General features: G+C 63.6%; 25 protein-coding genes. 21 read left to right on the top strand and 4 right to left on the bottom strand.

The features are described 5' to 3' along the window. Positions 1 to 95: 95 nt before the first annotated feature. From VGN93_RS20335 to VGN93_RS20295, 9 genes are all read left to right on the top strand, one after another. Positions 96 to 935 (top strand): MurR/RpiR family transcriptional regulator, encoded by an 840-nt coding sequence (locus VGN93_RS20335; protein ID WP_327508852.1) that lies wholly within the window; start codon positions 96 to 98, stop codon positions 933 to 935. Positions 936 to 1,031: 96 nt separating this feature from the next. Then, complete coding sequence (locus VGN93_RS20330; RefSeq protein ID WP_327508851.1) at positions 1,032 to 1,706, top strand: N-acetylmannosamine-6-phosphate 2-epimerase; 675 nt, start codon at positions 1,032 to 1,034, stop codon at positions 1,704 to 1,706. A gap of 16 nt (positions 1,707 to 1,722) precedes the next feature. Beyond that, a complete protein-coding gene (locus tag VGN93_RS20325) occupies positions 1,723 to 2,736 on the top strand; it encodes a Gfo/Idh/MocA family oxidoreductase (protein WP_327508850.1) in 1,014 nt (337 codons plus the stop codon). A 95-nt stretch (positions 2,737 to 2,831) separates the two neighbouring features. Beyond that, positions 2,832 to 4,124, top strand: coding sequence for a sugar ABC transporter substrate-binding protein (locus VGN93_RS20320; RefSeq protein WP_327508849.1), 1,293 nt, complete (start codon positions 2,832 to 2,834; stop codon positions 4,122 to 4,124). A 29-nt stretch (positions 4,125 to 4,153) separates the two neighbouring features. After that, the gene (locus VGN93_RS20315; RefSeq protein WP_327508848.1) at positions 4,154 to 5,050 is read left to right on the top strand and encodes a sugar ABC transporter permease; all 897 of its coding nucleotides are present in this window, start codon (positions 4,154 to 4,156) and stop codon (positions 5,048 to 5,050) included. Beyond that, positions 5,050 to 5,859 (top strand): carbohydrate ABC transporter permease, encoded by an 810-nt coding sequence (locus VGN93_RS20310; RefSeq protein WP_327508847.1) that lies wholly within the window; start codon positions 5,050 to 5,052, stop codon positions 5,857 to 5,859. The genes VGN93_RS20315 and VGN93_RS20310 overlap by 1 nt, the downstream gene beginning before the upstream one ends. Positions 5,860 to 5,881: 22 nt before the next feature. Then, entirely contained in the window at positions 5,882 to 6,958 is a 1,077-nt protein-coding gene (locus VGN93_RS20305) for an ABC transporter ATP-binding protein (protein WP_327508846.1), read from the top strand. 10 nt (positions 6,959 to 6,968) lie between these two features. Continuing rightward, positions 6,969 to 7,832, top strand: a complete 864-nt coding sequence (locus tag VGN93_RS20300) for an ROK family protein (RefSeq protein WP_327508845.1) — start codon at positions 6,969 to 6,971, stop codon at positions 7,830 to 7,832. Between the two features lie 35 nt (positions 7,833 to 7,867). Continuing rightward, positions 7,868 to 9,004, top strand: a complete 1,137-nt coding sequence (locus VGN93_RS20295) for a GNAT family N-acetyltransferase (RefSeq protein WP_327508844.1) — start codon at positions 7,868 to 7,870, stop codon at positions 9,002 to 9,004. A 1-nt stretch (position 9,005) separates the two neighbouring features. Here VGN93_RS20295 and VGN93_RS20290 read toward each other — a convergent pair whose 3' ends face one another. After that, on the bottom strand, positions 9,006 to 10,040 hold the full coding sequence (locus VGN93_RS20290) for an AraC family transcriptional regulator (RefSeq protein ID WP_327508843.1): 1,035 nt from the start codon (positions 10,038 to 10,040) through the stop codon (positions 9,006 to 9,008). Positions 10,041 to 10,201: 161 nt separating this feature from the next. On the opposite strand from VGN93_RS20290, the gene VGN93_RS20285 reads away from it, so the two are divergent. The 6 genes from VGN93_RS20285 (at position 10,202) to VGN93_RS20260 (ending at position 16,589) form a co-directional block, all read left to right on the top strand. After that, positions 10,202 to 11,068, top strand: a complete 867-nt coding sequence (locus VGN93_RS20285) for a sugar phosphate isomerase/epimerase (protein ID WP_327508842.1) — start codon at positions 10,202 to 10,204, stop codon at positions 11,066 to 11,068. A gap of 7 nt (positions 11,069 to 11,075) precedes the next feature. Then, entirely contained in the window at positions 11,076 to 11,924 is an 849-nt protein-coding gene (locus VGN93_RS20280; RefSeq protein ID WP_327508841.1) for a sugar phosphate isomerase/epimerase family protein, read from the top strand. Further along, positions 11,921 to 13,429: a sugar ABC transporter ATP-binding protein gene (locus tag VGN93_RS20275; protein ID WP_327508840.1), complete on the top strand. Its 1,509-nt coding sequence runs from the start codon at positions 11,921 to 11,923 to the stop codon at positions 13,427 to 13,429. The genes VGN93_RS20280 and VGN93_RS20275 overlap by 4 nt, the downstream gene beginning before the upstream one ends. Next, positions 13,426 to 14,406: an ABC transporter permease gene (locus tag VGN93_RS20270; RefSeq protein WP_327508839.1), complete on the top strand. Its 981-nt coding sequence runs from the start codon at positions 13,426 to 13,428 to the stop codon at positions 14,404 to 14,406. The genes VGN93_RS20275 and VGN93_RS20270 overlap by 4 nt, the downstream gene beginning before the upstream one ends. After that, on the top strand, positions 14,403 to 15,401 hold the full coding sequence (locus tag VGN93_RS20265) for an ABC transporter permease (RefSeq protein WP_327508838.1): 999 nt from the start codon (positions 14,403 to 14,405) through the stop codon (positions 15,399 to 15,401). The genes VGN93_RS20270 and VGN93_RS20265 overlap by 4 nt, the downstream gene beginning before the upstream one ends. A gap of 63 nt (positions 15,402 to 15,464) precedes the next feature. Continuing rightward, positions 15,465 to 16,589 carry a substrate-binding domain-containing protein gene (locus tag VGN93_RS20260; protein WP_327508837.1) on the top strand — a complete coding sequence of 375 codons (1,125 nt, stop codon included), beginning with the start codon at positions 15,465 to 15,467 and terminating at the stop codon, positions 16,587 to 16,589. A gap of 51 nt (positions 16,590 to 16,640) precedes the next feature. On the opposite strand, the gene VGN93_RS20255 is transcribed toward VGN93_RS20260, so the two are convergent. Then, complete coding sequence (locus tag VGN93_RS20255) at positions 16,641 to 16,844, bottom strand: hypothetical protein (protein ID WP_327508836.1); 204 nt, start codon at positions 16,842 to 16,844, stop codon at positions 16,641 to 16,643. A 68-nt stretch (positions 16,845 to 16,912) separates the two neighbouring features. Beyond that, a complete protein-coding gene (locus VGN93_RS20250; RefSeq protein ID WP_327508835.1) occupies positions 16,913 to 18,853 on the bottom strand; it encodes a methyl-accepting chemotaxis protein in 1,941 nt (646 codons plus the stop codon). Positions 18,854 to 19,272: 419 nt separating this feature from the next. Here VGN93_RS20250 and VGN93_RS20245 point away from each other — a divergent pair, with 419 nt between their 5' ends. Both VGN93_RS20245 and VGN93_RS20240 read left to right on the top strand, forming a co-directional pair. Next, on the top strand, positions 19,273 to 19,467 hold the full coding sequence (locus VGN93_RS20245) for a hypothetical protein (protein WP_319320024.1): 195 nt from the start codon (positions 19,273 to 19,275) through the stop codon (positions 19,465 to 19,467). 22 nt (positions 19,468 to 19,489) lie between these two features. Next, on the top strand, positions 19,490 to 19,678 hold the full coding sequence (locus VGN93_RS20240) for a DUF6894 family protein (RefSeq protein WP_319320021.1): 189 nt from the start codon (positions 19,490 to 19,492) through the stop codon (positions 19,676 to 19,678). 10 nt (positions 19,679 to 19,688) lie between these two features. Here VGN93_RS20240 and VGN93_RS20235 read toward each other — a convergent pair whose 3' ends face one another. Then, the gene (locus VGN93_RS20235) at positions 19,689 to 20,393 is read right to left on the bottom strand and encodes a GntR family transcriptional regulator (protein ID WP_256119667.1); all 705 of its coding nucleotides are present in this window, start codon (positions 20,391 to 20,393) and stop codon (positions 19,689 to 19,691) included. A 234-nt stretch (positions 20,394 to 20,627) separates the two neighbouring features. On the opposite strand from VGN93_RS20235, the gene VGN93_RS20230 reads away from it, so the two are divergent. The 4 genes from VGN93_RS20230 to VGN93_RS20215 all read left to right on the top strand — a co-directional run bounded on the left by VGN93_RS20230 (position 20,628) and on the right by VGN93_RS20215 (position 24,536). Beyond that, positions 20,628 to 21,815: an ABC transporter substrate-binding protein gene (locus tag VGN93_RS20230; RefSeq protein WP_414714120.1), complete on the top strand. Its 1,188-nt coding sequence runs from the start codon at positions 20,628 to 20,630 to the stop codon at positions 21,813 to 21,815. Between the two features lie 96 nt (positions 21,816 to 21,911). Next, positions 21,912 to 22,781 carry a branched-chain amino acid ABC transporter permease gene (locus VGN93_RS20225; protein ID WP_256119668.1) on the top strand — a complete coding sequence of 290 codons (870 nt, stop codon included), beginning with the start codon at positions 21,912 to 21,914 and terminating at the stop codon, positions 22,779 to 22,781. A gap of 4 nt (positions 22,782 to 22,785) precedes the next feature. Further along, on the top strand, positions 22,786 to 23,757 hold the full coding sequence (locus VGN93_RS20220) for a branched-chain amino acid ABC transporter permease (protein ID WP_327508834.1): 972 nt from the start codon (positions 22,786 to 22,788) through the stop codon (positions 23,755 to 23,757). Beyond that, entirely contained in the window at positions 23,754 to 24,536 is a 783-nt protein-coding gene (locus VGN93_RS20215; protein WP_256119670.1) for an ABC transporter ATP-binding protein, read from the top strand. Before VGN93_RS20220 ends, VGN93_RS20215 begins: the two co-directional genes overlap by 4 nt. Positions 24,537 to 24,544: the final 8 nt, after the last annotated feature.

The following is a 24,544-nucleotide window of genomic DNA, read 5'->3' as shown; positions in this document are numbered from 1 at the left end:
CTGACGACCTGCCCGCCACCGGGCCTGTTTCCTTTCCCCCAGCCGTCGCATATGAATCGGGCGATCCGAAGCTAGGCCTGCTGCAAGGAAACAAGGTGGACGTACATCCTCAACCGCCGCTGATCGCGCGAATCCGCTCGCAGGGGCCTGCCATGACCCGGGCGCTTGAGCGCGTCGCTTCCTTCGTGCTGGCCGATCCGCAATCCGTGCTCTTCAAGAGTATCACGGAGCTTGCCGACGAGGCGCAGTCCTCCGAGGCGAGCGTGATCCGGTTCTGCCGCGAACTCGGCTATCCCGGTTTCCAGAATTTCAAGCTGGCGCTCGCCCATGAGCTTGCCACCCTCCAGCAGACCGCCTCCACCTCAACCCCCGGCGACATGGTGCAGGAACTGGTCGAGACCGCCCGCATCGCGCTCGAGGAGACCGAAAGGATGCTCGACCGGCGGGCCATCGAGGAGGTGTCCTCGCTGCTGCTTTCGGCCCGCCATGTCGAGATTTTCGGCGTCGGGGCATCTGCCATCACGGCGCAATATCTCGAATACAAGCTCGCCCGCCTCGGCATTTCCGCCCATATCGGCCGCGATGCGCATCTCGCCACCATGGCGTCCGCGACCGCCTCGCCCGCGGATCTCTACATCCTCGTTTCCACCTCCGGCTCGACCATCGATACGTTGCGCGTGGCGGAGAATGCCCATGCGCGCGGTGCCCGCATCGTCGGCATCACGCACCGGACGAAGAGCCCGCTGGCGGCGATCTGCAACTTCGTGCTGCTCGCCTCCTCGCCGGAAACGCCGCTGACGGGCGGAGCCTTTCCGTCGAAGATCAGCCAATTGCTGATCGTCGATGCCATCGCCAACACGATCACCAAACTCGATCCGGCACGGCTCGAAACCATCAAGGATACGGCGGAGAGCGTCAGCGACCGCAACATCTGAAGATTTCCTTTGAAGATAATCTTCATATGAAAAAAATTATTGACGGTTTTCGCCAAAGGCCGTAACGTCGCCTCCAGTCAAGGAGATGCGGCGTTTATGGACATTATGGAAACAATGCGGGGCCGGCTTGTCGTGTCCTGCCAGGCGGCGGAAACCAGCCCGCTCCATGCCACGGAGCATATCGTGGCGCTCGCCCGCGCGGCCGTTCTCGGCGGCGCCTCGGGTGTGCGGATCGAGGGCGTGCGCAATGTCCAGGCGGTGCGCGGTGTCACCACCCTGCCGATCATCGGCATCACGAAAATCGCCCAGCCGGGCTCCGACGTCTACATCACGCCTTCGCTCGACGATGTGCGGAACCTTGCCGCCGCGGGCGCCGATGTCATCGCCTTCGATGCGACGGACCGGCCGCGCCCGGTGCCGGTCGTCGACATCGTCGGCGAGATCGTACGGCTGAAGAAGATCAGCATGGCCGATATCAGCACATTGGCGGAGGCCAGGCAGGCGATCGCCGCGGGCGCTGATTTCGTCGGCACCACGCTTTCCGGCTACACGCCCTATACGACCGGCACCACGGCCCCGGACTTCGCGCTGATGCAGGACCTGGCGGCAGCGGGCATCCCCTTCGTCGCGGAGGGGCGGATCTGGGAGCCCGAGCAGGCGCGGCGCGCCCTGGAGCTTGGCGCGGCCTTCGTCGTCGTCGGTTCCGCCATTACCCGACCGGACGAGATTACCAGACGGTTTGCCGACGCCCTTGCCGGCGGTGCGCGTTGAGATTTTGGAGGATGACATGATCAGGACGAAAAAAGTCGCCGTCATCGGTGCCGGTTTCATGGGCTCGATGCACGCCTCGATCTTTTCCAGCGATCCGCGGGCGGAGCTGGTGGCGATCGTCGATCGAGATATTGCCCGGGCGCAGGCGGTGGCGGATGGGCTCGGTGGCGGGGTGCGCGTCTACGGCTCGCATGACGAGCTGCTCGCGGCCGAAGCGCTGGATCTCGTCAGCATCTGCACGCCGGACCATCTCCACCTCGAACCCGCGCTTGCGATCGCCGCCAAGGGCGTCAACCTGTTCATCGAGAAGCCGATTGCCTCGACGCTGGAAGATGGCCGCAAGATCGTCGCGGCCTGCCAGGCGGCCAATGTGAAGCTCGGCGTCGGCTACCTGCTGCGCTTCGACCCGCGCTACTACAAGGCGCGCGAGCTGATCGAGACCGGCAGGATCGGCACGCCGATCCATGTCTATGCCCGCCGCAACAGCGCCCGCACCGAGGGGCCGAAGCGGTATGCCGGCACCCTGCCGCTCGCCATGCACGTCACCGTGCACGACGTGGACATGGTGCTGTGGATGCTGAAGGGCCAGACGCCGGTCACCGCCTATGCACAGCAGACGGAAATCCTGCTCGGCGAGATGGGCACGCAGGACACGATTGCCGGCGTCGTGCGCTTTTCCGGCGGCACGGTGGTGACCTTCGAAAGCGCCTGGTCACTGCCGGCCGGCGCCCGCCACATGATCGATGCGCGCCTCGAAATGATCGGCACGGAAGGTTCCTTCGAGGTGCAGTGCGGCGACAGCGGCCTCTACTTCGCCGACAACCAGGCCTCGCGCGAGATCGACACCCAGCACTGGCCGGAGATCGGCGGCAAGGTTGGCGGCGACCTCCGCCTCCAGCTTTCCGGCGTGCTCGAATGGATCGACGGCGCAGACTGCCAGGTCGCGACCGGCGAGGAGGCGTTGCTGTCGCTCGAACTGACGCAGGCGCTCGTGCGCTCGGCCGATACGGGCGAGGTGCAGCGGTTCTGAACTCCAAAGAAATCCGGGGAGATACAGCGCGGCTAGGCGCTGCGAAGTGCAACTGACGGCTCGGTGACGAGCGCTATCCAAAAAAGGGGAACGACATGAAAAGACGTCATTTTATTGCTCTGACACTTGCACTGTCCTCGTCCGTGGCGGTGTCGGCCTTCGCGCAGGATGCGGACCAGCCCTACAAGGGCACCCGCCTTGCCGTGCTGATGGAAGGTCACCCGACCACCGAGGGCATCCAGGCGCTGCTGCCGGAATTCACCGCGGCGACCGGCATCGAGGTCGAGCTCGAAGTGGTGCCGGAATCCGACATCACCGCCAAGATGCTGCTGGAGTTCTCCTCCGGCTCGGGCCGCTATGACGTGGTCCAGAACAACATCATCTATATTCCGGGCTTCCTGAAGGCCGGCTATATCACGCCGCTCGACGAGCTGGCAACCAAGTTCGCCAAGGACTACGACAAGGCCGATTTCGTGCCCGGCTACCTCAACACCAATATCGTCGACGGCAAGCTTTATGGCCTGCCGGTCTATGGCGAAAGCACCTTCCTGATGTACCGGAAGGACTTGTTCGAAGAATATGGCATTGCTCCTCCCAAGAGCTTTGGCGAGGTGACGGCGGCCGCGAAGACGATCAAGGAAAAATCGAACGGCGCGGTCGCCGGCATCACCATGCGCGGGGCACAGGGCATCCAGAACGTCTATGTCTGGGCCGGCTGGCTGTGGGGTTATGGCGGCGAGTTCATCGGCGCGGACGGCAAGTCTGCGCTCGGCAGCGATGAGGCGGCCGCCTCGCTCGATGCTTTTGCCGGCGTGCTGCGGGATTACGGCCCGGTCGGCGTCGCCAATTTCGGCTGGGAGGAGAACCGCGTGCTCTTCCAGCAGGGCAAGGCCGGCATGACGATGGACGCCACCGTCAACGGCGCCTTCAACGAGGACGCCTCGATATCCTCCGTCGTTGGCAAGGTCGGTTATGTGCCGGTGCCTGTCGAGACCGACAAGCTGAAGGGCGGTTCCTCGTCGCTTGCCGTGCACAGCCTCTATATTTCCGAGGCCTCGCAGCAGAAGGAAGCGGCCTGGCTCTTCGCCTCCTGGGCGACGGCGAAGGAGCAGCAGGTCAAGTCGTTCGGCCTCGCGCCCAATTCCGGCGTGACCTCGCTTGCGGCGCTGAACTCGGAAGAGTTCAACAAGCGCTACGGTGCCTTCAAGGATGCCATGCTCGCCTCGATCAATGCCGGCAATCCGCAATATCTGCCGACCGTCGAGGCCGCCAACGAGGTCATCAACAATGCCGGCATCGCGGTATCGAAGGTGCTCGCCGGCACGGCCACGGCCAAGGATGCGCTCGCCGAGGCGAATGCCGCCAACGACGCGGCCCTCAGCCGTTGATCATCCCGGCCGTGCCCGGTTCGCCGGGCATGGCCAGCCTCACGGAGAGCGGCACCATGAAGGATGCGACCACCTATTTCTACCGTCCGGTCGTCCTGTTTTTCGGCACGGTCTCGGTCATCCTGACCGTTTATGTCGTGTGGCTGACGCTGCACAATATCAGCCTGCTCCGCCCGGGGCAGGAAAGCTTCATCGGCTTCGACAACTATATCCGGCTCTTGTTCGACGGCCGCGCCATCAATGCGCTCGGGCGCACCGTGCTGTTCACGGTCGCCGCGACCGTCATCGAAGTTTCGCTCGGGCTGGCGATCTCGCTGCTGGTGGACCGGGAGTTCCTGGGAAAACGCATCGTGCGCGGCATCCTGCTGGTGCCGATCGTCATGACGCCCGTCGTGGTCGGTCTCACCTGGCGCTTCCTGCTTGATCCGTCGAACGGCATGATGAATTACCTGCTCTCGACCATCGGCCTTGGCCCGGTCGACTGGCTCGGCAATCCGAATGTCGCGCTGTTTTCGCTGCTGATGGCCGATATCTGGCAATGGACGCCCTTCGTCGTGCTGCTCACCATGGCCTCGCTGGAATCGCTGCCGGGCGATCCGCAGAACGCCGCGCGCGTCGATGGTGCGCGGGAATGGCAGGTGCTCTGGTACATCACGCTGCCGGCGCTGAAGCGGGCGCTGATGGTCGCGGCCCTCATCCGGGCGATCGATGCGGTCAAGGCCTTCGACATCTTCTACATCATGACGCGCGGCGGGCCGGCGCTCTCCACGGAGACGCTCAATCTCTACGGCTACATCTCCGCCTTCACCAATTTCGACATCTCCTATTCGCTGACAATCGCCATGGTGCTGACCATTCTCACGAATGTCGCGCTGCTGCTGCTCTACAACCTCGCCTTCAAGGCGCCGAAACAAGGAGAAGCCTGATGCGCCGGATCATCTTCTGGATCGCGCTCGCCATCCTCCTCCTCAGCATGCTCTTCCCGCTCTACTGGGTGGTGGCGACGTCGCTCAAGACCCAGCGCGACGCCTTCGCCATGCCGCCGGTCTGGCTGTTTGCGGCGACCTGGGAGAACTATGCCAAGGTGCTGAACAATGGCGTCTTCATCCGCGCCTTCTTCAACAGCGTGGTAATCTCGTTTTCCGCAAGCCTGATCTCCGTCGGCGTCGGCGCGCTCGTCGCCTATGGCCTGGTGGCGCAGGACGAGGCGACCAAGCGGCAGAACGAGAAATTCATCCTCAGTCTCCGCATCGCGCCGCCGCTGATCTTCATCATCCCGACCTATTTTCTGGCGGCGCAGATGAAGCTGCTCAACAACCACTGGATCGTCATCGGCGTTTATGCCTTCGTCAACATTCCCTTTGCGATCTCGCTGCTGATCACCTTCTTCGAGGATATTCCGCGGGAATTGCGGGATGCGGCGAAGGTCGATGGTGCGCGCGAATTCACTATTTTTCGCGAGATCTTCCTGCCGGTGGCGTTCGGCGGCATCGTCGCCACCTTCATTCTCTGCGTGCTCTTCACCTGGAACGAGTTCTTCATCGCGCTGGTGCTGACGGGCCGCGATACGCAGACCCTGCCGGTCAGCATCACCTCCTTCCTCACCTTCCAGGGCGTGCAATGGGGACCGCTGACGGCGGCGGCGACGCTGGTCATGCTGCCGATGCTGGTTCTGGGAATGCTGGTTCAGGGCAAGGTCGTGCGCGGCATGTCGCTCGGCAGCATCAAGGGATAGAACGATGATGGAAACCAACACAATGACGCGGTCCCTTCTCCTGAAAAGCATCCGCAAATCCTATGGAAGCGTCAGCGTGCTGAAGGGCATCGACATCGAGGTCAACGAGGGCGACTTCGTCGTGCTGCTCGGTCCCTCGGGCTGCGGGAAATCCACCCTGCTGCATGCCATTGCCGGGCTGCACCCGATCGATGGCGGGTTGATCGAGATCGACGGACGGGACGTCACTGCCGTGCCGACGCGCGAGCGCGACATCGCCATGGTGTTCCAGTCCTACGCGCTCTATCCGAACATGACGGTCCGGCAGAACATCGCCTTTCCGCTGCGCATGCGCCGCACAAATGCGGCGGAGATGCAAGGCAAGGTCATGCAGGTGGCAAAACTCCTGCAGATCGAACAGCTGCTCGAGCGCAAGCCGCGCGAACTTTCCGGCGGCCAGCGCCAGCGCGTGGCGATCGGCCGGGCGCTGGTGCGCGACCCGAAAGTCTTTCTCTTCGACGAACCGCTCTCCAATCTCGACGCTACGTTGCGTGTCGAGACGCGGGTGGAGATCAAGCAGTTGCACGAGCGCATCGGCAAGACGATGATCTATGTGACGCACGACCAGATCGAGGCGATGACGCTCGCCACCAAGATCGTCGTGATGCACAAGGGCGAGGTGCAGCAGATCGGCAGCCCCTATGAGATCTACCACCGCCCGGCCAATCTCTTCGTCGCAAAATTCGTCGGCTCGCCCGCCATGCATTTCGTGCCGGGCGCGCTTGTGCACGCCGACGGAAAACCGTCCTTCAGCGACGGGAAGGGTTGGGTCCTGCCGCTTTCCTTGCCGGAGGGCGTCGCGGCAAAAGGCGACGTATTGCTCGGCATCCGGCCGGAACATATCCGGCTTGCGCGGGAGGGATCGCCGGCAATCGAGGCCAAGGTCGAGATGGTGGAATCCACCGGGCCGGAGGACAATGTCACCCTGTCGGTGCACGGCCACTCGCTGGTTGCGCGCATGGAGACCGGCAGCGTCTCGCAGGGTTCCACCGTGCCGGTGACGATCGGGGCCGACAAGGTTTCGCTTTTCGATGCCGCCAGCGGCCGGCTGATCGGCTAGGATAACGCCTATGACGGACGACAGCGCAATCCTCGCCGTGGATATCGGCGGCACGAAAACCCTGGTCGCCCTCGTCGACGCGTCCGGCGTGGTGGATGAGGTCACGGTCGCGACCGCGCGGGAAGATGGCCCCGACCGCTGGCTCGAAGCGGCGTTTTCCGCCGCAAAACCGTGGCAGGGGCGGTTCCACGGTGTCGGTCTTGCCGTCACCGGCTTCGTGCGGAATGGCTGCTGGTCGGCGATGAACCCGGCGACCCTGGGCATTCCGCCGGATTATCCGCTCATCGCCCGGGTCGAGACGCTCGCCTCCTTGCCGGCCATCGCCGTCAACGATGCGCAGGCTGCCGCCTGGGGCGAACATGCTTTTGGCGCCGGACGTGGCGAAGACCTCGTCTTCCTCACCATATCGACCGGCATCGGCGGCGGCATCGTGCTCGGTGGCCAACTGCAAAAGGGCCTCGCCGGGCATTTCGGGCTTACCACCGATGGTGACGACGGCACCTTCCTTGAAGATCGCGCCTCCGGACGCTGGATGGCGGCGGAAGCCCGGCGCCAGGGACATGAGGCCGATGCGCGGCAGGTTTTTGCCTCTGCATTGCGTGGCGAGACATGGGCGATGGACATCGTCGCGGCCTCCGCCCAGCGCGTGGGGCGCCTCTGCCGCAACATCCAGCTGGCGTTCGATCCGCCGCGCATCGTGTTCGGCGGCGGCATCGGGCTGGCGGAGGGGTTCATCGACCGGGTCTCTGCCCTCCGGCCGCCACTCGGCGCCGTTGCGCCCGTGTCAATCTGCCGGGCCGAACTCGGCGTTCGCGCCGGCATTCTCGGGGTCGCGGATCTCGCGCGTAGCACATTTGCGGGGCAGGGCCGCTAAGACGCTCCGCCTCGTCGTCAAAAAGGAGAAACCGGATGTCGGTTCGCAATGCGACCATGACGGACATGGCCTTCATCATGGATGCCTACCGCCTCGCCTTTGCCGTCAACGAAGCGTGGACGCGCAACTATGTGCGCATGACGGGCATCGAGTGCTTCCGTATCCTCGAAAAGGACGGTGTGCCGGCCGCGGTCTGGGCGGTCGTGCCCTGCGGTCACTGGTTCGGCGGGCGAGCCGTGCCAGCGGCCAACATCGCCCATATCGCGATCCAGCCGGAATTTCGCGGCGGGGGGCTCGCCGCAGAGATCATGGCGCTTTCCTGCGACGATGCGCGCAAGGGCGGCGCCTGCCTCGCCAGCCTCTTTGCCTCGACGCGTCCGGTCTACCGCCGCTCCGGTTTCAACCTCGCCGGCCACGAGATGATCTACGAGGCGCAAACCGCGGAATTGTACAAGATCCGGCAGGACATCCGCGTCCGTCGGATCCCGCTCGCCGAGGCGCAGGCCGTTCTCAGCCCCATTTACCAGCGCGCCTGCCGCAACGAGGCCGGCCTGCTCGACCGCCACGACGCGCACTGGAACGCCCGCCTCGACGAAACGACATACATACCGTCCGTCTTCGTCCTGGACGATGACGAAGGCTATGTGGTGATCGAAACGCCCAGTGAAGACGTCCTGGAAATCCGCGATTGGGCGGCGCTGAATGGCGCGGCCGCGCGACAGATCCTGAAATTCATCGGCACGTTCTCGACGGTCTATCGCACGGTGCGCTGGCACGGCGCGCCGCAGGATGCGCTGGTCTTCGCCATGCCGGACAAGGGCTGGTCGCTGGTCCATCAGGAGGAGTTTCTGATGCGTGTGCTGGACCCCGTCGCCGCCCTGAACGCGCGAGGCTATACCTGCGACGATGGTAATTTGACGCTTACGATCGACGGTGCCGAACCGCAGGTTCTGCACCTCGCCCTTCGCGGCGGCAAGACGCGCTGCACGCCCGGTTCTGGCGAGGGACCGTCGCTGTCGATCGAAGCGGCGCAGCTTCCAAGCCTGTTCTCCGGCTTCCGCTCGGCGAGCTTCCTGCACCGCGCGGGTTCTGTCCATGGCGACCCCGAGGCCGTTGTGCTCGCGGACCGCATCTTTGCCGGCCCGCCGCCCTGGGTGGCCGAGCATTTCTGAGTCAGCCGTTCATGTGAACCTGCTGGCGTGGTGTCTCGATCGGGGAAAAGCCGAAGCGCTTCTTGTAGCAGGTCGCAAAATACTGGCTGGAGGAGAAGCCGCAGTCATAGGCGATGTTGGTGACGGTCAGCTGGCCGCTTTCGAGCAGCTGGCGCGCCGCATTCAGCCGCAGCATCTGGAGATAGCGCACCGGCGTCATATTGGTCAGAACCTGGCAGTGCTGGGTGAACTGGGTGCGCGATAAGTTACATTCCGCCGCCATGTTTTCCAGCGTCCAGTCCTCGTCTAGCGCATGTTTCAGCCGCTTCAGGAAGATTTCCACCGTGCGCTTGGAGCTTGCGAGTGCCAGATCCAGCACCGGCGCTTCGCTCTCCAGCATCTGGCGAAATTGCAGCAGCATCATCGAGATCAGCAGGCGCAGGCGCGCTTCGCCGCCGTCGATATCGCGGCTTGCCACCACCTCGTGAATATCCATGAAGGTGCGCGCCACATCGCGTGAGGCGAGGTAGGAGATCTGTTCGTTCCTGGAGAGAAGCTCGCTCAGCCGCTTGCGGTCGCGCTCCGGCCAGCCGATCCAGTCCGGCCAGAGCCAGGTTTCGTGCGGCCGGCGCACGCCCATGTCCATCAGCACCCAGACGATGTGGCTGGCGCCGATCGTCGGATCGCCGAGCGCGTGCAATTGCCAAGGCCGGACGACGAACATCTGGCCTTCGCTGAGCGTGGTCTTGCGGCCATCCATCGTGATGGTGAGCGAGCCGCGGGCGAGATAGGCGATCTTGACGCCCTCGTTGCAATGTTCGCGCAGGCCCCAGTCCTGCGGGATCGTCGCGTCCCAGCCGCCGACGGAGCAGACCTGCGGCAGCGCATGGCCGAGGTCGATGCCCGGATAGCCGCGCCGCGTCCAGGCATTGAGCGAGACCTGCCCGGCAAGCGAGGCCTTCATCAGGTCCTGGCAGTTTCCGGCATAGAGCAGGGCGCCCGGCTCGCGAAAAACCGCCGGCCGGTTGACGGCCTTCTCGTTGTTGCTCTTCACCATCGTCCCCCTCCGGCGATGTTTAAAATTTACCAGTCCTCTATATCGAACGCGGACGCTCCTTTATTGCGCAATGCTGGGACATCATCAAGCGACAAACGGAGGCGCTGATGATTTGCCGTTGAAACTCAACGGCATGGAGGAGAACCAGGGAGGATTTGCCGGTGCGGATTGGTTTCCACACGGACGCGTTCAACTCGGCCTACTGGTCGTTCGAAAAATGCTTGCAGTGGGCGAGCGACAACGATGTGCACTTCATCGAGTGCGGCCTGATCGACGGCGTCAGCTGGATCCACGGCCTCGGCTACCAGCCGCATGTCGCGCTCTACGAGGACCCCGCGCTGCTGCGCCGCAAGATGGATCGTTACGGCGTGCGCTTCTCCCAGGTCGATGCCGCCTACCCGCTTTCCGGCGCGGACGGGCCGCTTCGGGGCGTGCCCTATGTGCTGAAATCGATCGCCTGGGCCGCGCAGGCCGGCAGCCCCTGTGTCGACACCACCGACGGGCTGCATATGCCGGAAGGCTTGAGCGAAGAGGAAGCGATGGCGCTGATGAAGCGCAGCTACGAGACGATCATCGAGGTTGCGGAGGCGCACGAGATCATCGTCAATATCGAGCCGCACGGCTATTTCACGACCCGCCCCGACTTCATGGCGCGCATGCTGGCCTTCGTCGATTCGAAGTGGCTGCGCATGAACATGGACACCGGCAACACCTTCATCGCCGGCCAGGAGCCGACGGAGTTCCTGCCGCGTTTCATCGACAAGGTCAGCCACGTGCACGTCAAGGACGTGTCGCAGTCGCTGGCGGATGCGGTGCGCGGCGGGCAGACCGGCATTGCCGTCAGCCATTGCGCGCTCGGCGACGGCGTCAATGCGCAGAACATCAAGGCCTGCCTCGCCCAGCTGCGCGACCATGGTTATGACGGCGTGCTGAGCCTCGAATGCGAAGGGGCGGCCGGGCCGATGATCGAGAAATCGCTCGCCTGGATCCGCGCCACCTGCCGCGATCTCGGCATCAAGCTGCATTGAGCGCGCCATGAAACTCGGCATCAACCTTCTCTGCCTGACCGATTTCGTCGAGGACAAGCACCTCGACAGCATCGGGCGTCTGTGCGACCTCGGTTATGACGGCGTCGAAGTGCCGGTCCTCAAGGGGGACGTCGGGCACTACGAGCGGCTGGCCCGAGAGTTGGATGGGCTCGGCCTCGCCCGGTCGACCACGTCGATCGTGCCGACGCCGGAGGCCAATCCGGTCAGCTGCGATGCCGAGGTGCGGGCCCGCGGGCTTGCCCATCTCGACTGGGCGCTGGATTGTGCCATTGCGCTGGGTGCCGAAAGCATGGGCGGGCCGTTCCATGCGCCGATCGGCTTCTTCACCGGCGCCGGTGCCAGCGAGGACGAGCTGAAACACGGGGCGGATGCGCATCGGGCACTGGCGGAGCGCGCGGCGGCCAATGGCATGCTTCTGAGCCTCGAGCCGCTCAACCGCTTCGAGACCTATTATCTCAACACGATGGAGCAGGCCCGCGCCTATGTCGACCGCGTCGGACATCCTGCCTTCAAGATCATGTACGACACCTTCCATGCCAATGTGGAGGAGCGGCGGCCGGAGGAGGCGATCCGTTTGATCGGCCCGGACATCGGCGTCTTCCATGTCTCCGAGAACGACCGTGGCATCCCGGGGCGCGGGCACATAGACTTTGCGTCGATGTTCACCGTGCTGAAGGAGATCGGTTATGACGGCTGGTTGACGCTTGAGGCCTTCGGCGCCGGCTTGCCGGCCATCGCGACGGCGACCCGCGTCTGGCGGCCGCTGTTCCCGGATTTCGAGACGCTTTTTTCCGAAAGCGCAACGTTCATTCGCAAGACATGGGCAGCAGCATGAATAGTCCTGCAATCGAGATGCGCGGCATCACCAAGAGTTTTCCCGGTGTGAAGGCGCTGAAGAGCGTCAGTTTTTCGGCCTATCCGGGCGAGGTGCATGCGCTCGCCGGCGAAAACGGTGCCGGCAAATCGACGCTGATGAAAATCCTCTCCGGCGTCTACCGGCTGGATGGCGGCGCGGTGGTCGTCGGCGGCGAGGAGCGGCATTTCGCCCATCCGCTGGAGGCGATCCGCGCCGGCATCGCCGTGATCTACCAGGAATTCTCCCTGCTGCCGGAGCGCACGGTGGCGCAGAACATCTTTCTCGGACGCGAGCCGACGCGGTTTGGCCTGATCGACCACAAGGCGATGAATGCGGAGGCGCGGCGGGTGCTCGCGCTGTTCGGCTCGGCGCACCGGATCGAGCCGGATACGGTCGTGGCCGATCTTGACGTCGCGAGCCAGCAGCTGGTCGAGATCGCCAAGGCCGTGTCGCTCGATGCGAAGGTCATCGTGATGGACGAGCCGACGGCGGCGCTCAACGAGGCGGAATGCGAGGTGTTGTTCGGTCTCGTCGATACGCTGAAGGAACGCGATGTGGCGATCGTCTACATTACCCACCGCATGCGCGAGATCACGCGGCTGGCCGACCGGGTGACCGTGCTGAAGGACGGCGAGACGGCAGCGCGTTTCGACCATGTGCCGGAACCCGATACGATCGTGCGCGCCATGGTCGGCCGCGATATCGGTGATTTTTATGCGGCGCCGGCGACGCCGGAGGAGATCGGCGAGGTCGTGCTGTCCGTGCGCCATGCCGGCAACGAGCGGCTGAAGGACATTTCCTTCGAGCTTCGTACAGGCGAGATCGTCGGTTTTGCCGGGTTGCAGGGGGCAGGGCGCGTGGCGCTAGCCCAGGCTATCTTCGGCTTTGCGCCCTTCACCGAAGGCGAGGTTCTTTTGGCGGGCAAGCCGGCGCGCTTCACCAATCCGCGCGATGCCATCCGTGCCGGCATCGGCCTCTTGCCGGGTGACCGCAAGGCCGAGGGACTGGTGCTGATGCAGTCGGTTGCCGACAATGGTTTGCTGACGGCGCGTGCGCTTTCGGGTCTGGCGAGCAAGGCCGATGCGACGCCGTTCGCCTCCGCCGAAGAGATGGACAAGCTGCTGCACGAGCTCGACGTCAGGGCCGGCAGTTTTTCCCAGGAGATCAAGGCGCTGTCCGGCGGCAACCAGCAGAAGGCGATCGTCGCGCGCTGGCTGGCGCTGGCGCCGCGGCTGCTGATCTTCATCGAGCCGACGCGCGGCATCGACGTCAACGCCAAGGCCGGTATCTATCACCTGATGCGCGATCTCGCGCGCAAGGGCGCGGCGATCATGATGGTGTCTTCCGACCTGCCGGAGGTGCTGGGCGCTGCCGATCGCATCCTCGTGATGCGCGCCGGCGAACTCGTGGCCGCGTTCCCGCGTGGCGTGTCGGAGGCCGATGTCATGCTCGCCGCAACCGGCGAAGAGGCGGTGGCGGCATGAACACGGCGACCCTTACCAAACGTCCTGCCTGGCGCATGGAGCGCTACGCACCGGCTTTGCTGCTTGCCGCAGCGCTCGCCATCTATATCGCGATCGCGCTCAGCCTCGGCCTCACGCGCTTCCTGACGCCGGAAGCGGCGATCTCCATCCTCAATCGCTCCATCGCGCTCGGCATCACCGCCGTCGGCCAGACCTTCGCCATCCTCGTCGGCTCGATCGACCTGTCGGTTGCGCATCTGATCTCGGCGTCCGCGGTCGTCTCCTCGGCGATCATGAACGGCGACCCGGCGATGATGGTGCCGGCTGTCCTCGCCGTGCTGCTGATGGGCGCCGTCGTCGGCACGCTGAACGGGCTGATGATCACCAGGCTGGAGGTCAATCCGCTGATCGCGACGCTCGGCATGGCGCTGATCATCCAGGGCTGCCTCGCCTCCTTCCATGGTCGGTTCGGCGGTTCGGTGCCGGATGCGTTCCAGTATTTCGCCTATGGCGACGTGCTGGGCCTGCCGGTCAGTCTGATCATGCTGATGCTGCTCGTGCTTGCAGCCTGGGCCGTGCTGCGCTTCACCCGCTTCGGCTCGAACGTCTATTCTGTCGGCGGCAATCGCGATACGGCGCGCGCGGCGGGCATCAAGACGACGCGGGTGGTGATGGCGAGCCACATCATCTGCAGCCTGTGTGCCTCGCTTGCCGGCCTCTATCTCGCAAGCCGGCTCAAATCCGGCTCGCCATGGATCGGCAGGGAGGGCGCCTATGATCTGGAATCGATCGCCGTGGTCGTCATCGGCGGGACGATCCTCTCCGGGGGCAAGGGCGGCATCTGGGGCACCGTCGCGGGCGTCATCATCTTCTCGCTGATCGACTCGATCTTCAATCTCACTGGCGTCGATGCTTTCGCCAAGCAGGTGATGCGCGGCATCATCATCGTCGCCGCCGTCGCCTTCTACGCCGTGCGTTCGAAGAGGATAGTGGCATGATCCAGGAAACCGTCGATGCCGCAAAGGCGCCCGTCGCAAGGGGCGGCCGCCTGCCGAAGATCAACCCCGTCTTCTTCGTGCTCGCGGCGCTGCTTGTCGCCATCACGCTGTCGAACCCGAATTTCGTCGAGCCCACGGGCTACATGAATTTCCTGAAGCGGGCCGCGCCGCTGGCGATCCTCGCGGCAGGCCAGATCTACGTCATCGTCTCGGGCGGTTTCGACCTCTCCGTCGGCTCGGTGATCACGCTGACGGTGGTCGGCTCGTCCATGCTGCTCAACAACAATGCCGATGCCACCTGGTGGGTGATCCCGGTCATGTATGCGGTCGGGCTTGCCGTCGGCGTGGTCAACGGGCTCGTCGTCAGCTATCTGCGCGTGCCTTCGCTGATCGCCACGCTCGGCATGATGATCACGCTGAACGGTGCGGCCTTCATGTGGTCGAGCGGTTCGCCGCGCGGCTACCTGCCGGAGACGTTCCGTTTCTTCGGGCGCAGCAATATCCAGGGCATTCCGCTGATCCAGTTCCTGCCGGTGGCGCTCATCGTGCTCGTCGTGGTCGGGATCTGCCTGTTCTGGCTCATGCATCGCACCAATCTCGGGCGTCTGCTGCATGCGATCGGCGACAATCCGCGCGCCGCCCAGATGTCGGGCGTTCCCTTGGAGCGGGTGCGCATCATCGCCTTCGTCATCTCGTCGCTGGGTGCCGTGACGGCCGGCATCCTGCTTGGCGGCTTTGCCGGGGTCTCGACGGATGTCGGCGTCGGTTACGAATTGCAGGCGATCACCGCCTGCGTCATCGGCGGCGCGCAGCTTCTCGGCGGGCGCGGCTCGGTGCCGGCCTCGATTGCCGGCGCGCTGACACTGACGGCGATCTTCACGCTGCTCAACTTCATCGGCTTGCCGAAACCGGTGCGCGACGTGGTGCAGGGCGTGATCCTGATCGTCGCCGTCGTGCTTGCCACCTACCGGCGCAATCGCGCCGGCGGGACCTGAAATTTCGCCGGCCGTCAGGCCGTCGGGAGGAACCTGAACATCATGATCAAATGGGAGTGAGACATGAAAAAACTGCTGACCGCCACCCTTTCGGCTGCCCTCTTTGCCAGCACCGCGCAGGCTCAACAGCTGAACTTCGACGACCCTGCGGAATTCGCCCGGCAGCGCGAGATGCTGACGGCGAAGGCCAATGGCCCGGAGGGGGAGCCATGGGTGCAATATTACGGTGACCAGATGGCCAATACCGCGCAGTACAAGAAGGAAGGTCCCTATACCATCTGCTTTTCCAATGCCGGCGTGAACAATGCCTGGCGCGTGACCGGCTGGACCAACATGCAGGCCGAGGTGAAGCTGCATCCGGAGATCAAGGAGCTCATCCATGTCGATGCCGAAGGCTCCGACGACAAGCAGATCTCCGATATCGACGACCTGATCAACGGCGGCAAGTGCTCGGTGCTGATCGTCTCGCCGAACACCACCGCGGCGCTGACCCCTGCCGTCGAAAAGGCCTGCGCCAAGCTGCCGGTCATCGTCTTCGACCGCGGCGTCAACACCAAGTGCCCGGTGACCTTCATCCATCCGGTCGGCGGCTATGGCTTCGGCATCCAGGCCGGCGAGTTCGTGGCGGCCACCGCACCGGCCGGCGCCAACGTGCTGATGCTGCGCATCGTGCCCGGCGTCGACGTGCTGGAAACCCGCGCCTCGGCCGCCAAGCGGATCTTCAAGGAGAAGGGGCTGAACGTCATCGGCGAGGAGTTCACCGAGGGCGACAATGCCAAGACCAAGTCGATCGTCGAGGACTATCTGCAACGCGGCTCGATCGATGCGATCTGGATGGACGCGGGTGCAACGGCCGTCGCGGCGCTGGAGGCCTTCGAGGATTCCGGCCTGCCGCTGCCGATCATCACCGGCGAAGACCAGCAGGATTTCCTGATGAAATGGAAGGCCGAGGGCTTCAAGGCGATCGCGCCGACCTACCCGACCTACCAGTGGCGCACGCCGATCATCGCGGCCGTCAAGGTGCTGAAGGGTGAGCCGGTGCCGGGTCCGGAATGGGTGATGCCGCAGCCGTCCATCACCGCCGAGACGCTCGACCAGTATGTCAACGACAAGATGCCGCCGCTGCACCACGCGATGTGTGGCTGCGAGAAGCTGCCGGACTACCCGGCAGCCTGGGGCGGCCAGTAACGACATCATCCGGGCCGCAGGAAGCTGCGGCCCGGATCGGCATGTTTCCTGTTAGGATCTGATCTCCACATTTATGTCGTCCATCAGCGCATGCAGGATCACCGCTGCCTTGGCGGCGAGGCGTAGCTTGGCGGACATGTCTGCGATGCGATCGGGATGCCGCTTCGCATAAGCGTGGAGCTGGCCCGCGTCGAGCGCGCTACCCGGCGCTTCGGTGAGCTGTTGGGCGGTGGGGAAGGCGAGGACATTGGACATGGGATCTCCGCTCGTGTCGTAGGTTGACGAGGCATGGGGAGAGCGGGAGGCCACTCTCCCCATGCCGCTCAGAACTCCTCCCACTGATCGCCCTGTGGAGCCTGGGCGAGGGCGGAAGAGCCCGAGAAGGCGCTTGCCACCTTGCGGGCGAGCGTGCGGGCGGGAGAGGCCTTCGCGACGACCGGGTTCATTGCCGTCACCGCGGCGGGCCTGCCCTGGCGATCCTCCAGCTGGAACTGCGCCAGAAGCTGCGAGAGGGTCGAGACATCGGCGGAGAGGCTGTGCGTCGCGGCCGTCGTCTGCTCGACCATCGCCGCGTTCTGCTGCGTGCCCTGGTCCATCGAATTCACCGCCGTGTTGATCTCCTGGAGACCGATCGACTGTTCGCGCGCCGCCTCGACGATGGCCGAAACGTTGTGGTTGATCTCCTGCACTTCCGTGGCGATCGTGCCGAGGGCAGTACCCGTCTCGCGCACCTTCTGCACGCCGGCCTGAACCTGCAGGCTGGAGGCACCGATCAGGTTCTTGATGTCCTTGGCCGCCGCGGCGGACCGCTGCGCCAGTTCGCGAACCTCCTGGGCGACGACGGCAAAGCCCTTGCCGGCTTCGCCGGCACGTGCCGCCTCGACGCCGGCATTCAGCGCCAGGAGATTGGTCTGGAAGGCGATTTCGTCGATCACGCTGATGATGTTGGTGATCTCGCCGGAAGACTTCTCGATGAGCTGCATGGCCTCAATCGCGTCGCCGACGACAAGGCCGGAGCGCTCCGCTCCGGCGCGGGTGCGGGCGACGAGGTTGCCGGCCTCTTCGGCGCGGCGTGCCGAGTCCTTGACGGCGGTGGTGATCTCTTCCAGTGCGGCTGCCGTCTCCTCGACGGAGGCGGCCTGCTGTTCGGTGCGGCGGGCGAGATCGTCGGCGCTTGCCCGCATTTCGTTGGCGCCGGCATTGATGCTGCGGGTGCTCTGCTCGACGCGGCGCAGCGTGGTCTGGAGCTTGACCATCGAATCGTTGAAGTTGCTGCGCAGGCCATCGAGATTGAGGCCGAAGGGCTGCTCGATGCGGTGGGTCATGTCGCCGCCGGAGAGGCGCTCCAGGCCGGTTGCAAGGGCGTCGACGGCGTGCTGGATGGTCGCTGCCTCCTCGGCTTTCTGCTCCTCGCGCTGGCGGCGTTCCTGCTCGGAAAGCCCGCGGTTTGCCTCGGCCTCCTGTTCGAGCCGGATGCGCTCGATGGCATTGTCGCGGAAGACGGCGACGGCCGCAGCCATCTGGCCGACCTCGTCCTTGCGGGCGAGCCCGAAGACCGGCGTCGCCGTCTCACCCTCGGCAAGCGTCAACATGCGCTGGCGTAGCCAATTGACCGGCCGGGTGATGCCGAAGATCGTGATCGCCAGCGAGACTGCAAGCGTGGACAACAACACGACGCCGATCGCGGCGAGGGATACTTCGATCGTGAAATTCGTATCGGAGGATATTTCCGCCGATTGTTCGCTGATGGATACGGTGCTCTTGTCGATGAACTCGGCAAGCGACTTGCGGAGCGCGACGATGGCTATGTCCTCCCGCGCGAGGATCGCACGCGCTTCGTCCTTGTCGTTTCGCGCGCCGTGTTCGACGGCCCTGTCCATTTCCGCAAAAATGGCGCTCAAATTGTCCCTGAACCCCTGAATGTCGGCCGCAGCTTCCGGCAAGCGCTGCTTGGCGGCCTCGAACCGTTCGATGGCCGCTTTCTTGTTGTCGGAATAACTCTGGACCAAGCCCGGCATGTCGGGTGAGTTCGCATCATAGGCGAGGGTCTTGTAGGCCACATAGGCTGCTGTCTGCATGCTCGTATTGGCGCGCGACAGGAAGAGCGTCGCCGCGTTGTCGCTGGTGATGAACGTGCTGTAGCGGTCGTCTGCGTCGTGATACCTCCATGAGAGATAGGCGATGCTGGCGATGGTGATCGCGCTCAGGATGAGGAGCGGGGTCAGCACCTTCGTGATGATCTTGGCGTTTTGCAGGAAAGACATGGTTGCCTCGTGAGGGTGGCGGAAGCCGGGATAATCAATGTCGCCCCTCCACATCGACGACACGGCCTGTGCACAGCCACGCGCAAGATGTCGATAATGCAAACTGATCTGCATTGATCGCGAAGATGCCGTCATGGCATTGAGAGGGATGGGGTGCCTCTAATATTTGCAGGAATAATTAACTTGTAATTAAAATTAGAAATAACCTGCCGAAAACCGAGTTTGTTTTCAGGGGTTTTGCTTGTATTTTTGGGATTGTTGAGAACTAATCAATATTATGAGATAGATTCATCGACTTTTAGCCAGAGTAATTCTATTTTTGCTTGTGCTGTGATGTCTACTCGCGGATTTCGGCGGGAACCGGCGAATAGCCGTGCTGTACGGCGCGTTGCCGAACGGAAGCTGGCCTGGACGGTGTCTTGGCCGATCGCTACGTCTTCAACCAGTCGCTCGGCGCGCTGGAAACGCGGGTGACCGCCTGGTTCGATCCCGCTATCCGCGGGGAGGTTCCGCGCATATTCCAGCGATGGAGAGTTAGCCTCACCGCGGTGATTTTTTATCAATATTGCGGCCAGAGGTTTTGTGCCAAGAGCAGGGAACAGGCTCAAAATTGATGAAACGCAAGTTCTTGCCGGGATGCCCAGGTTCTATTTCCACATATCGGACAATGCCGAGACCCTGCGGGACGAGAAGGGCATCATCCTCGATGATACAGCCGCCGCGGTCGCCTATGCGCGGCGGATCGTGCGGGAAATTGCCCTGACCGAAAAGGTTAGCGTGCTCGTCACCGATGCGGATGGCCGGCGGCTGATGCAGGTCCGCTAAGCGGGCTGCCTCACGCCTTGCCGAAGAGCGCCATGAGGTCGACGGAATCCGTGGTCTTCGCGCCGAGTTCCAGGTGGTTCTGGATGTGCCGCAGGTGGAGTGTCATCATCCACGCCGCCTTTTCCGCATCCCGCGTGTGAAACGCCCCGACGATCGCCGCGTGGTCGTCGTCGCGACAATTGCTGACGCCGGAGCCGAAAAGGCCGATGATCAGCGAGGTGCGGGTCACCAGTTCCTTCATCGTGCGGATGAGGATGGCATTGCCGGCGACCTGCGCCATCAGGGTGTGGAACTGGCCGGAAAGGCGGATCGCATCGTGGCGGCGCCGCTCCTTGTGCGCGACATATTCCATTTCCAGGTGACGTGTCAGCGCGGAAATATCCTCCTCCGAGGCACGGTGGACGGCGAGGCGCGCAATGTTCGGCTCCAGCGCCAGGCGGGCCTCGAAGACCTCGCGCGCCTGCTCGGGCGTCGGCGAGGCGACGAAGGCGCCGCGGTTGGCGTGCAGTTCGACGACCTCGCGGCTGGCGAGCAGCAGCAGGCTGCGCCGGATGCGCATGCGCCCGACGCCAAAGGCGTCGCACAGGGCGGATTCCGACAATTTCGTGCCCGGGGGCAACCGCTGTTCGATGACCGCCTCGAAAATACGCTCGACGATATCGCTCTCGTCGATCTCGTCCGCTTCGAAGGGGGCTCCGCTGCTGAGTTCAACCACTGCCGTTTACCTCGATACGCTCCGCCTGCACTCGCATGATCCATCTAATATGTCGCATTCGGTTCACCAACAAGCCGCGATTTCGTCGACATGCTCAAAATGTCTTGTTCACAACCCCTTGACAGGATCGTTAACAATGCGCGTAATGACCATGCCAAAGGCCGAATGAGGCCGCGCTCAGCGGCCCGCTCGCCAATAGAAAACAGATCAATGGCCCAGAGGAAGTGGAACATCATGCAAAAGCGCACATTCCTGAAATTTTCCGCCCTAGCCGCAGCGACCGTCCTTTCGCTGCCGCTGATGGCTTATGCCCAGAATCCGACCTTGAAGATCGGCTTCGTCGGCGTCACCTCCGGCCCGGCCGCATCCTGGGGCGTCTCCAACCAGCGCTCGATGGAGACCCGGGCGGCCTGGCTGAACGAGCTCGGCGGCGTCAAGATCGGCGACAAGACCTATAGCATCGAGATCGTCCCCTTCGACGATCAGAAGGACCCCAAGCGGGCGATTGCCGGCATGGAAAAGATGGCGCAGGACGGCGTGCACTACGTCGTCGGCCCGAACGTCGATGACGGTGCCGCGGCCGTGCGCCCGGTCGCCGAGCAGAACGGCATCATGTATTTCCCCTATGCCTTCCCGAAGGAACTCTTCACGGCGCCGGCATCGAACGCGATCCTCGGCATGGTGGCGAACTACCAGTCGGGTCCCGCCATCTACAAGTTCCTGAAGGAAAACAAGGGCGTGAAGAAGGTGGCATTCGTTGCCGCCAACGAATCCGACCCGCTCAGCCAGCGTGAATCCGGCATTGCCGCCGCCGAGGCGCTCGGGCTGGAAGTCGTCTCCGGCAACGTGACCTACCAGGTGGACACGACCGACTTCACGCCGGTTCTGCTGCCCGTCATCCAGGCGTCGCCGGACCTGCTGGTGCTTTCCGGCGTGTCGCCGGCCAATGCGCCGCAGCTCATCCGCTCGGCGCGCGAGCTTGGTTATACCGGTCTCATCTCGACGGAAACCGGCCAGGATGCGAGCGTCCTGCAGGAAGGTGCGGGCGAACTCGCGGACGGCTTCATCTCCGTCGGCGGCGCGTCCACGCCGGAGCTTGCCAGCGACGCGATGGTGGAGTTCGTCGAGCGCTATACGAAGATGTTCGGCGAATATAACGACGAGTCGAACACCAAGGTCTATGCACTCGAATACATCCTCGAAACGCTGAAGGCGAACCCCGCGGCAATCGACAATGTCGATGAATTCAAGAAGACGATGGACACGTTCGAAGCCGCAAACCCCTTCATGAAGGGCGACGCCAAGCTGAAATATGTCGGCATGACCTCCTTCGGCCAGAAGCGCCAGGTCTCCGTTCCGCTCGTGGTGAACGAGTACAAGGGCGGCAAGTTCGAGACGCTGTTCGTCGGCCAGGTCGACTGATCCGAGCCTAGGACTTTACAAAGAAACGGGATCCGGACCGCGCGTGCAGTTCCGGCCGGATCCCTCTTTGCCTGAACCTTCCATTGGAGGCTCACGATGGAACAGATAATCGCCAACGGTCTCTACCTCGGGGCGCAATATGCGTTGATCGCCCTTGGTCTGACGCTGATCTTCTCGCTGATGAACGTGCTGAACTTCGCCCACGGGCAGATGTACGTCTTCGGCGGCTTCGTCACCTACACGGTCGTCGTGCAGCTCGGCCTGCCCTTCATTGTCGGTCTCTTCGCCTCGGCGATCGTGCTTGCGGTCATGGGCGCGGCCATTGAGAAATTCCTCTTCGCACCGGTGGTGCGCCGCTCCAAACGCGATGAATCGACCATGCTGCTTGCGGCGGGCATCGCCTTCTTCCTCGATGCCGTCATCCTGCTGTTCTTCGGTGAAAAGCAGCGCGGCGTGCCGAAGATCGTCAACGGCGTGCTCAATCTCGATATGCGCATCATCATGCCCTATGACCGCATCCTGATCGGCGTTCTCGCCATCCTGCTGATCGTGGCCTTCATCGCCTTCATGCACTATTCCCGCACCGGCCGCGCCATGCGCGCACTCGCCCAGGACAAGGTAGCCGCCCAGTTGATGGGCGTGAATGTCTCCCGCTACTCGATGATCGGCTTCGCGCTCGGCGCCATGCTGGCCGGCCTCGTCGGCGGGCTGCTCGTCACCATCACCGGCGTCAATCTGGGCATGGGTGGCCCGACCTCGGTCAAGGCCTTCCTGATGATCATGATCGGCGGCGCAGGCGTGATTTCCGGGGCGATTGCCGGCGGATTCATCCTCGGCATGATGGAGAGCGTCGGCCTTACCGTGCTCTCCGCCTATGGCGACATCACCTACCTCGTCATCTTCGCCTCGTTGATGGTGTTCCTGGCCGTCCGCCCGCAGGGGCTGATGGGCAAGCCGTGGGGTTGAGGCGATGATCGGCAAAAAAATTCTCGGCTTTATCGCCTTCCTCGTCACCGTCTTCGTGCTGGTGCCGCTGTTCATCAGCGCCACCGGACGCTGGGACTTCTTCTACACGCTGACCTCGGTCGCACTTCTCTCCGTCGGTGCCGCCGGCGTCTGGCTCACCTTCTATATCGGCCGCATCAATATCGGCCAGGGTGCCTATGCGCTGGTCGGCGGCTATGTGTCGACCATCCTCGTCACCCAGGCGAACGTCTCCTTCTGGTTGACGCTGCCATTGGCGGGCCTGTTTTGCGCCGTCGTCGCCGTCGCGGTCGGCTTTCCGATCCTCAGGCTCCGCGGCGTCTACTTCGCCATGGTCACGCTGGTTTTGACCGAGGTCGCGCGCCTCACGGCGCTCGCCCTTCCCATCACCAACGGCGCGAAGGGCATCACTTCCATCCCGCTGCCCGGCGAATTGTCGATCTTCGGCCTGACGATCATCCCGGCCTTCGGCACGCTGTCCAATCCGCGCTTCGGCTTCTACATCATGGCCGTGCTCCTGATGATCATCACCTATCTGGTGCTCTGGCGCATCGTGAACTCCCGGCTCGGGCATCTCTGCCGCAGCCTCCAGCAGAACGAGGAACTGTCGGCCTCGATCGGCGTCAACACCGCCTATCTGCGCGTGCTCGCCTATGCGATCTCGTCGTTCTTCGGCGGCATTGCGGGCGCCATGTTCGCCGCCATCGCGCAGTCGATCTATCCATCGTCCTTCGTGGTCGCCGATAGCGTGAACTTCATGCTCTACTGCTTCCTCGGCGGCCTCGGTTATGTCTTCGGCCCGATGCTCGGCACGCTGCTCCTCTATTTCGGCTGGGACCTGCTGTCGATCGCCCGCGAATACCAGCTCCTCATCTACTCCGGCGTCATGATCCTGCTCATGCTGGTCCTGCCGAACGGTGTCTTGAGTCTTCTCGACAAGAAGGAGGGCAGCAGATGACACCCATCCTGCAAATCAAGAACATCACCAAGCGTTATGGCGGCCTCACCGCGGTCAACGACGTTTCCTTCGACGTGAAGGCGGGAGAAATCCTCTCGGTGATCGGCCCGAACGGCGCCGGCAAGTCGACGCTGTTCAAGCTGATCTCCTCCTTCGTGCCGGCGACCTCCGGCGAGGTGCTCTTCAACGGCGGGCGCATCTCCAGCCTCGCGCCCCACAAGGTCGCGCAGATGGGGGTCGTGCGCACCTTTCAGGAAACGACGATCTTCCGCTCCATGACGGTGCGCGAGAACATCATCGTCTCCCATCACCTGCGGTCCAAGGCGAGCCTCTTCGGCTTCTTCCTCGGCACGAAGCAGGCGAAGGAAGACGAGGCGGCCTTCGCCTCCTCGGCAGACGACATTGTCGATTTCCTCGGGCTCCAGGCGATCCGCAACGAACTCGCCTCCAACCTGCCGCAGGGGCACCTGCGCGCGCTCGGCATGGCCATCGGCCTTGCCACCGATCCGAAGGTCATCCTGCTCGACGAACCCTTCGCCGGCATGAACCACGACGAGACGATGAAGATGGTGGGCCTTGTCCGCCGGCTTCGCGACGAGCGTGGCGTCACCGTTCTCCTCGTGGAGCACGACATGCCCGCGGTGATGAAGATCAGCGACCGCATCGTGTGCATCAACTTCGGGCAGAAGATCGCCGAAGGCACGCCCCAGGAAATCCGCGAGAACGAGAAGGTGATCGAAGCCTATCTCGGTTCCGAAGATGCTGCGATCGGGATGTAAGCCATGAC

Source organism: Shinella sp., assembly GCF_035998705.1.
Taxonomy (GTDB): Bacteria; Pseudomonadota; Alphaproteobacteria; order Rhizobiales; family Rhizobiaceae; genus Shinella.
This window is presented reverse-complemented; position numbering and strand designations above follow the sequence as displayed.

What these genes read in the sequence shown, in the direction of transcription:
- VGN93_RS20330 (WP_327508851.1), top strand. Translation starts at nt 1,032, where the DNA reads ATGGACATTATGGAAACAATGCGGGGCCGGCTTGTCGTGTCCTGCCAG.
- VGN93_RS20325 (WP_327508850.1), top strand. Translation starts at nt 1,723, where the DNA reads ATGATCAGGACGAAAAAAGTCGCCGTCATCGGTGCCGGTTTCATGGGC.
- VGN93_RS20320 (WP_327508849.1), top strand. Translation starts at nt 2,832, where the DNA reads ATGAAAAGACGTCATTTTATTGCTCTGACACTTGCACTGTCCTCGTCC.
- VGN93_RS20315 (WP_327508848.1), top strand. Translation starts at nt 4,154, where the DNA reads ATGGCCAGCCTCACGGAGAGCGGCACCATGAAGGATGCGACCACCTAT.
- VGN93_RS20310 (WP_327508847.1), top strand. Translation starts at nt 5,050, where the DNA reads ATGCGCCGGATCATCTTCTGGATCGCGCTCGCCATCCTCCTCCTCAGC.
- VGN93_RS20305 (WP_327508846.1), top strand. Translation starts at nt 5,882, where the DNA reads ATGACGCGGTCCCTTCTCCTGAAAAGCATCCGCAAATCCTATGGAAGC.
- VGN93_RS20300 (WP_327508845.1), top strand. Translation starts at nt 6,969, where the DNA reads ATGACGGACGACAGCGCAATCCTCGCCGTGGATATCGGCGGCACGAAA.
- VGN93_RS20295 (WP_327508844.1), top strand. Translation starts at nt 7,868, where the DNA reads ATGTCGGTTCGCAATGCGACCATGACGGACATGGCCTTCATCATGGAT.
- VGN93_RS20290 (WP_327508843.1), bottom strand. Translation starts at nt 10,040, where the DNA reads ATGGTGAAGAGCAACAACGAGAAGGCCGTCAACCGGCCGGCGGTTTTT.
- VGN93_RS20280 (WP_327508841.1), top strand. Translation starts at nt 11,076, where the DNA reads ATGAAACTCGGCATCAACCTTCTCTGCCTGACCGATTTCGTCGAGGAC.
- VGN93_RS20275 (WP_327508840.1), top strand. Translation starts at nt 11,921, where the DNA reads ATGAATAGTCCTGCAATCGAGATGCGCGGCATCACCAAGAGTTTTCCC.
- VGN93_RS20270 (WP_327508839.1), top strand. Translation starts at nt 13,426, where the DNA reads ATGAACACGGCGACCCTTACCAAACGTCCTGCCTGGCGCATGGAGCGC.
- VGN93_RS20265 (WP_327508838.1), top strand. Translation starts at nt 14,403, where the DNA reads ATGATCCAGGAAACCGTCGATGCCGCAAAGGCGCCCGTCGCAAGGGGC.
- VGN93_RS20260 (WP_327508837.1), top strand. Translation starts at nt 15,465, where the DNA reads ATGAAAAAACTGCTGACCGCCACCCTTTCGGCTGCCCTCTTTGCCAGC.
- VGN93_RS20255 (WP_327508836.1), bottom strand. Translation starts at nt 16,844, where the DNA reads ATGTCCAATGTCCTCGCCTTCCCCACCGCCCAACAGCTCACCGAAGCG.
- VGN93_RS20250 (WP_327508835.1), bottom strand. Translation starts at nt 18,853, where the DNA reads ATGTCTTTCCTGCAAAACGCCAAGATCATCACGAAGGTGCTGACCCCG.
- VGN93_RS20240 (WP_319320021.1), top strand. Translation starts at nt 19,490, where the DNA reads ATGCCCAGGTTCTATTTCCACATATCGGACAATGCCGAGACCCTGCGG.
- VGN93_RS20230 (WP_414714120.1), top strand. Translation starts at nt 20,628, where the DNA reads ATGCAAAAGCGCACATTCCTGAAATTTTCCGCCCTAGCCGCAGCGACC.
- VGN93_RS20225 (WP_256119668.1), top strand. Translation starts at nt 21,912, where the DNA reads ATGGAACAGATAATCGCCAACGGTCTCTACCTCGGGGCGCAATATGCG.
- VGN93_RS20220 (WP_327508834.1), top strand. Translation starts at nt 22,786, where the DNA reads ATGATCGGCAAAAAAATTCTCGGCTTTATCGCCTTCCTCGTCACCGTC.
- VGN93_RS20215 (WP_256119670.1), top strand. Translation starts at nt 23,754, where the DNA reads ATGACACCCATCCTGCAAATCAAGAACATCACCAAGCGTTATGGCGGC.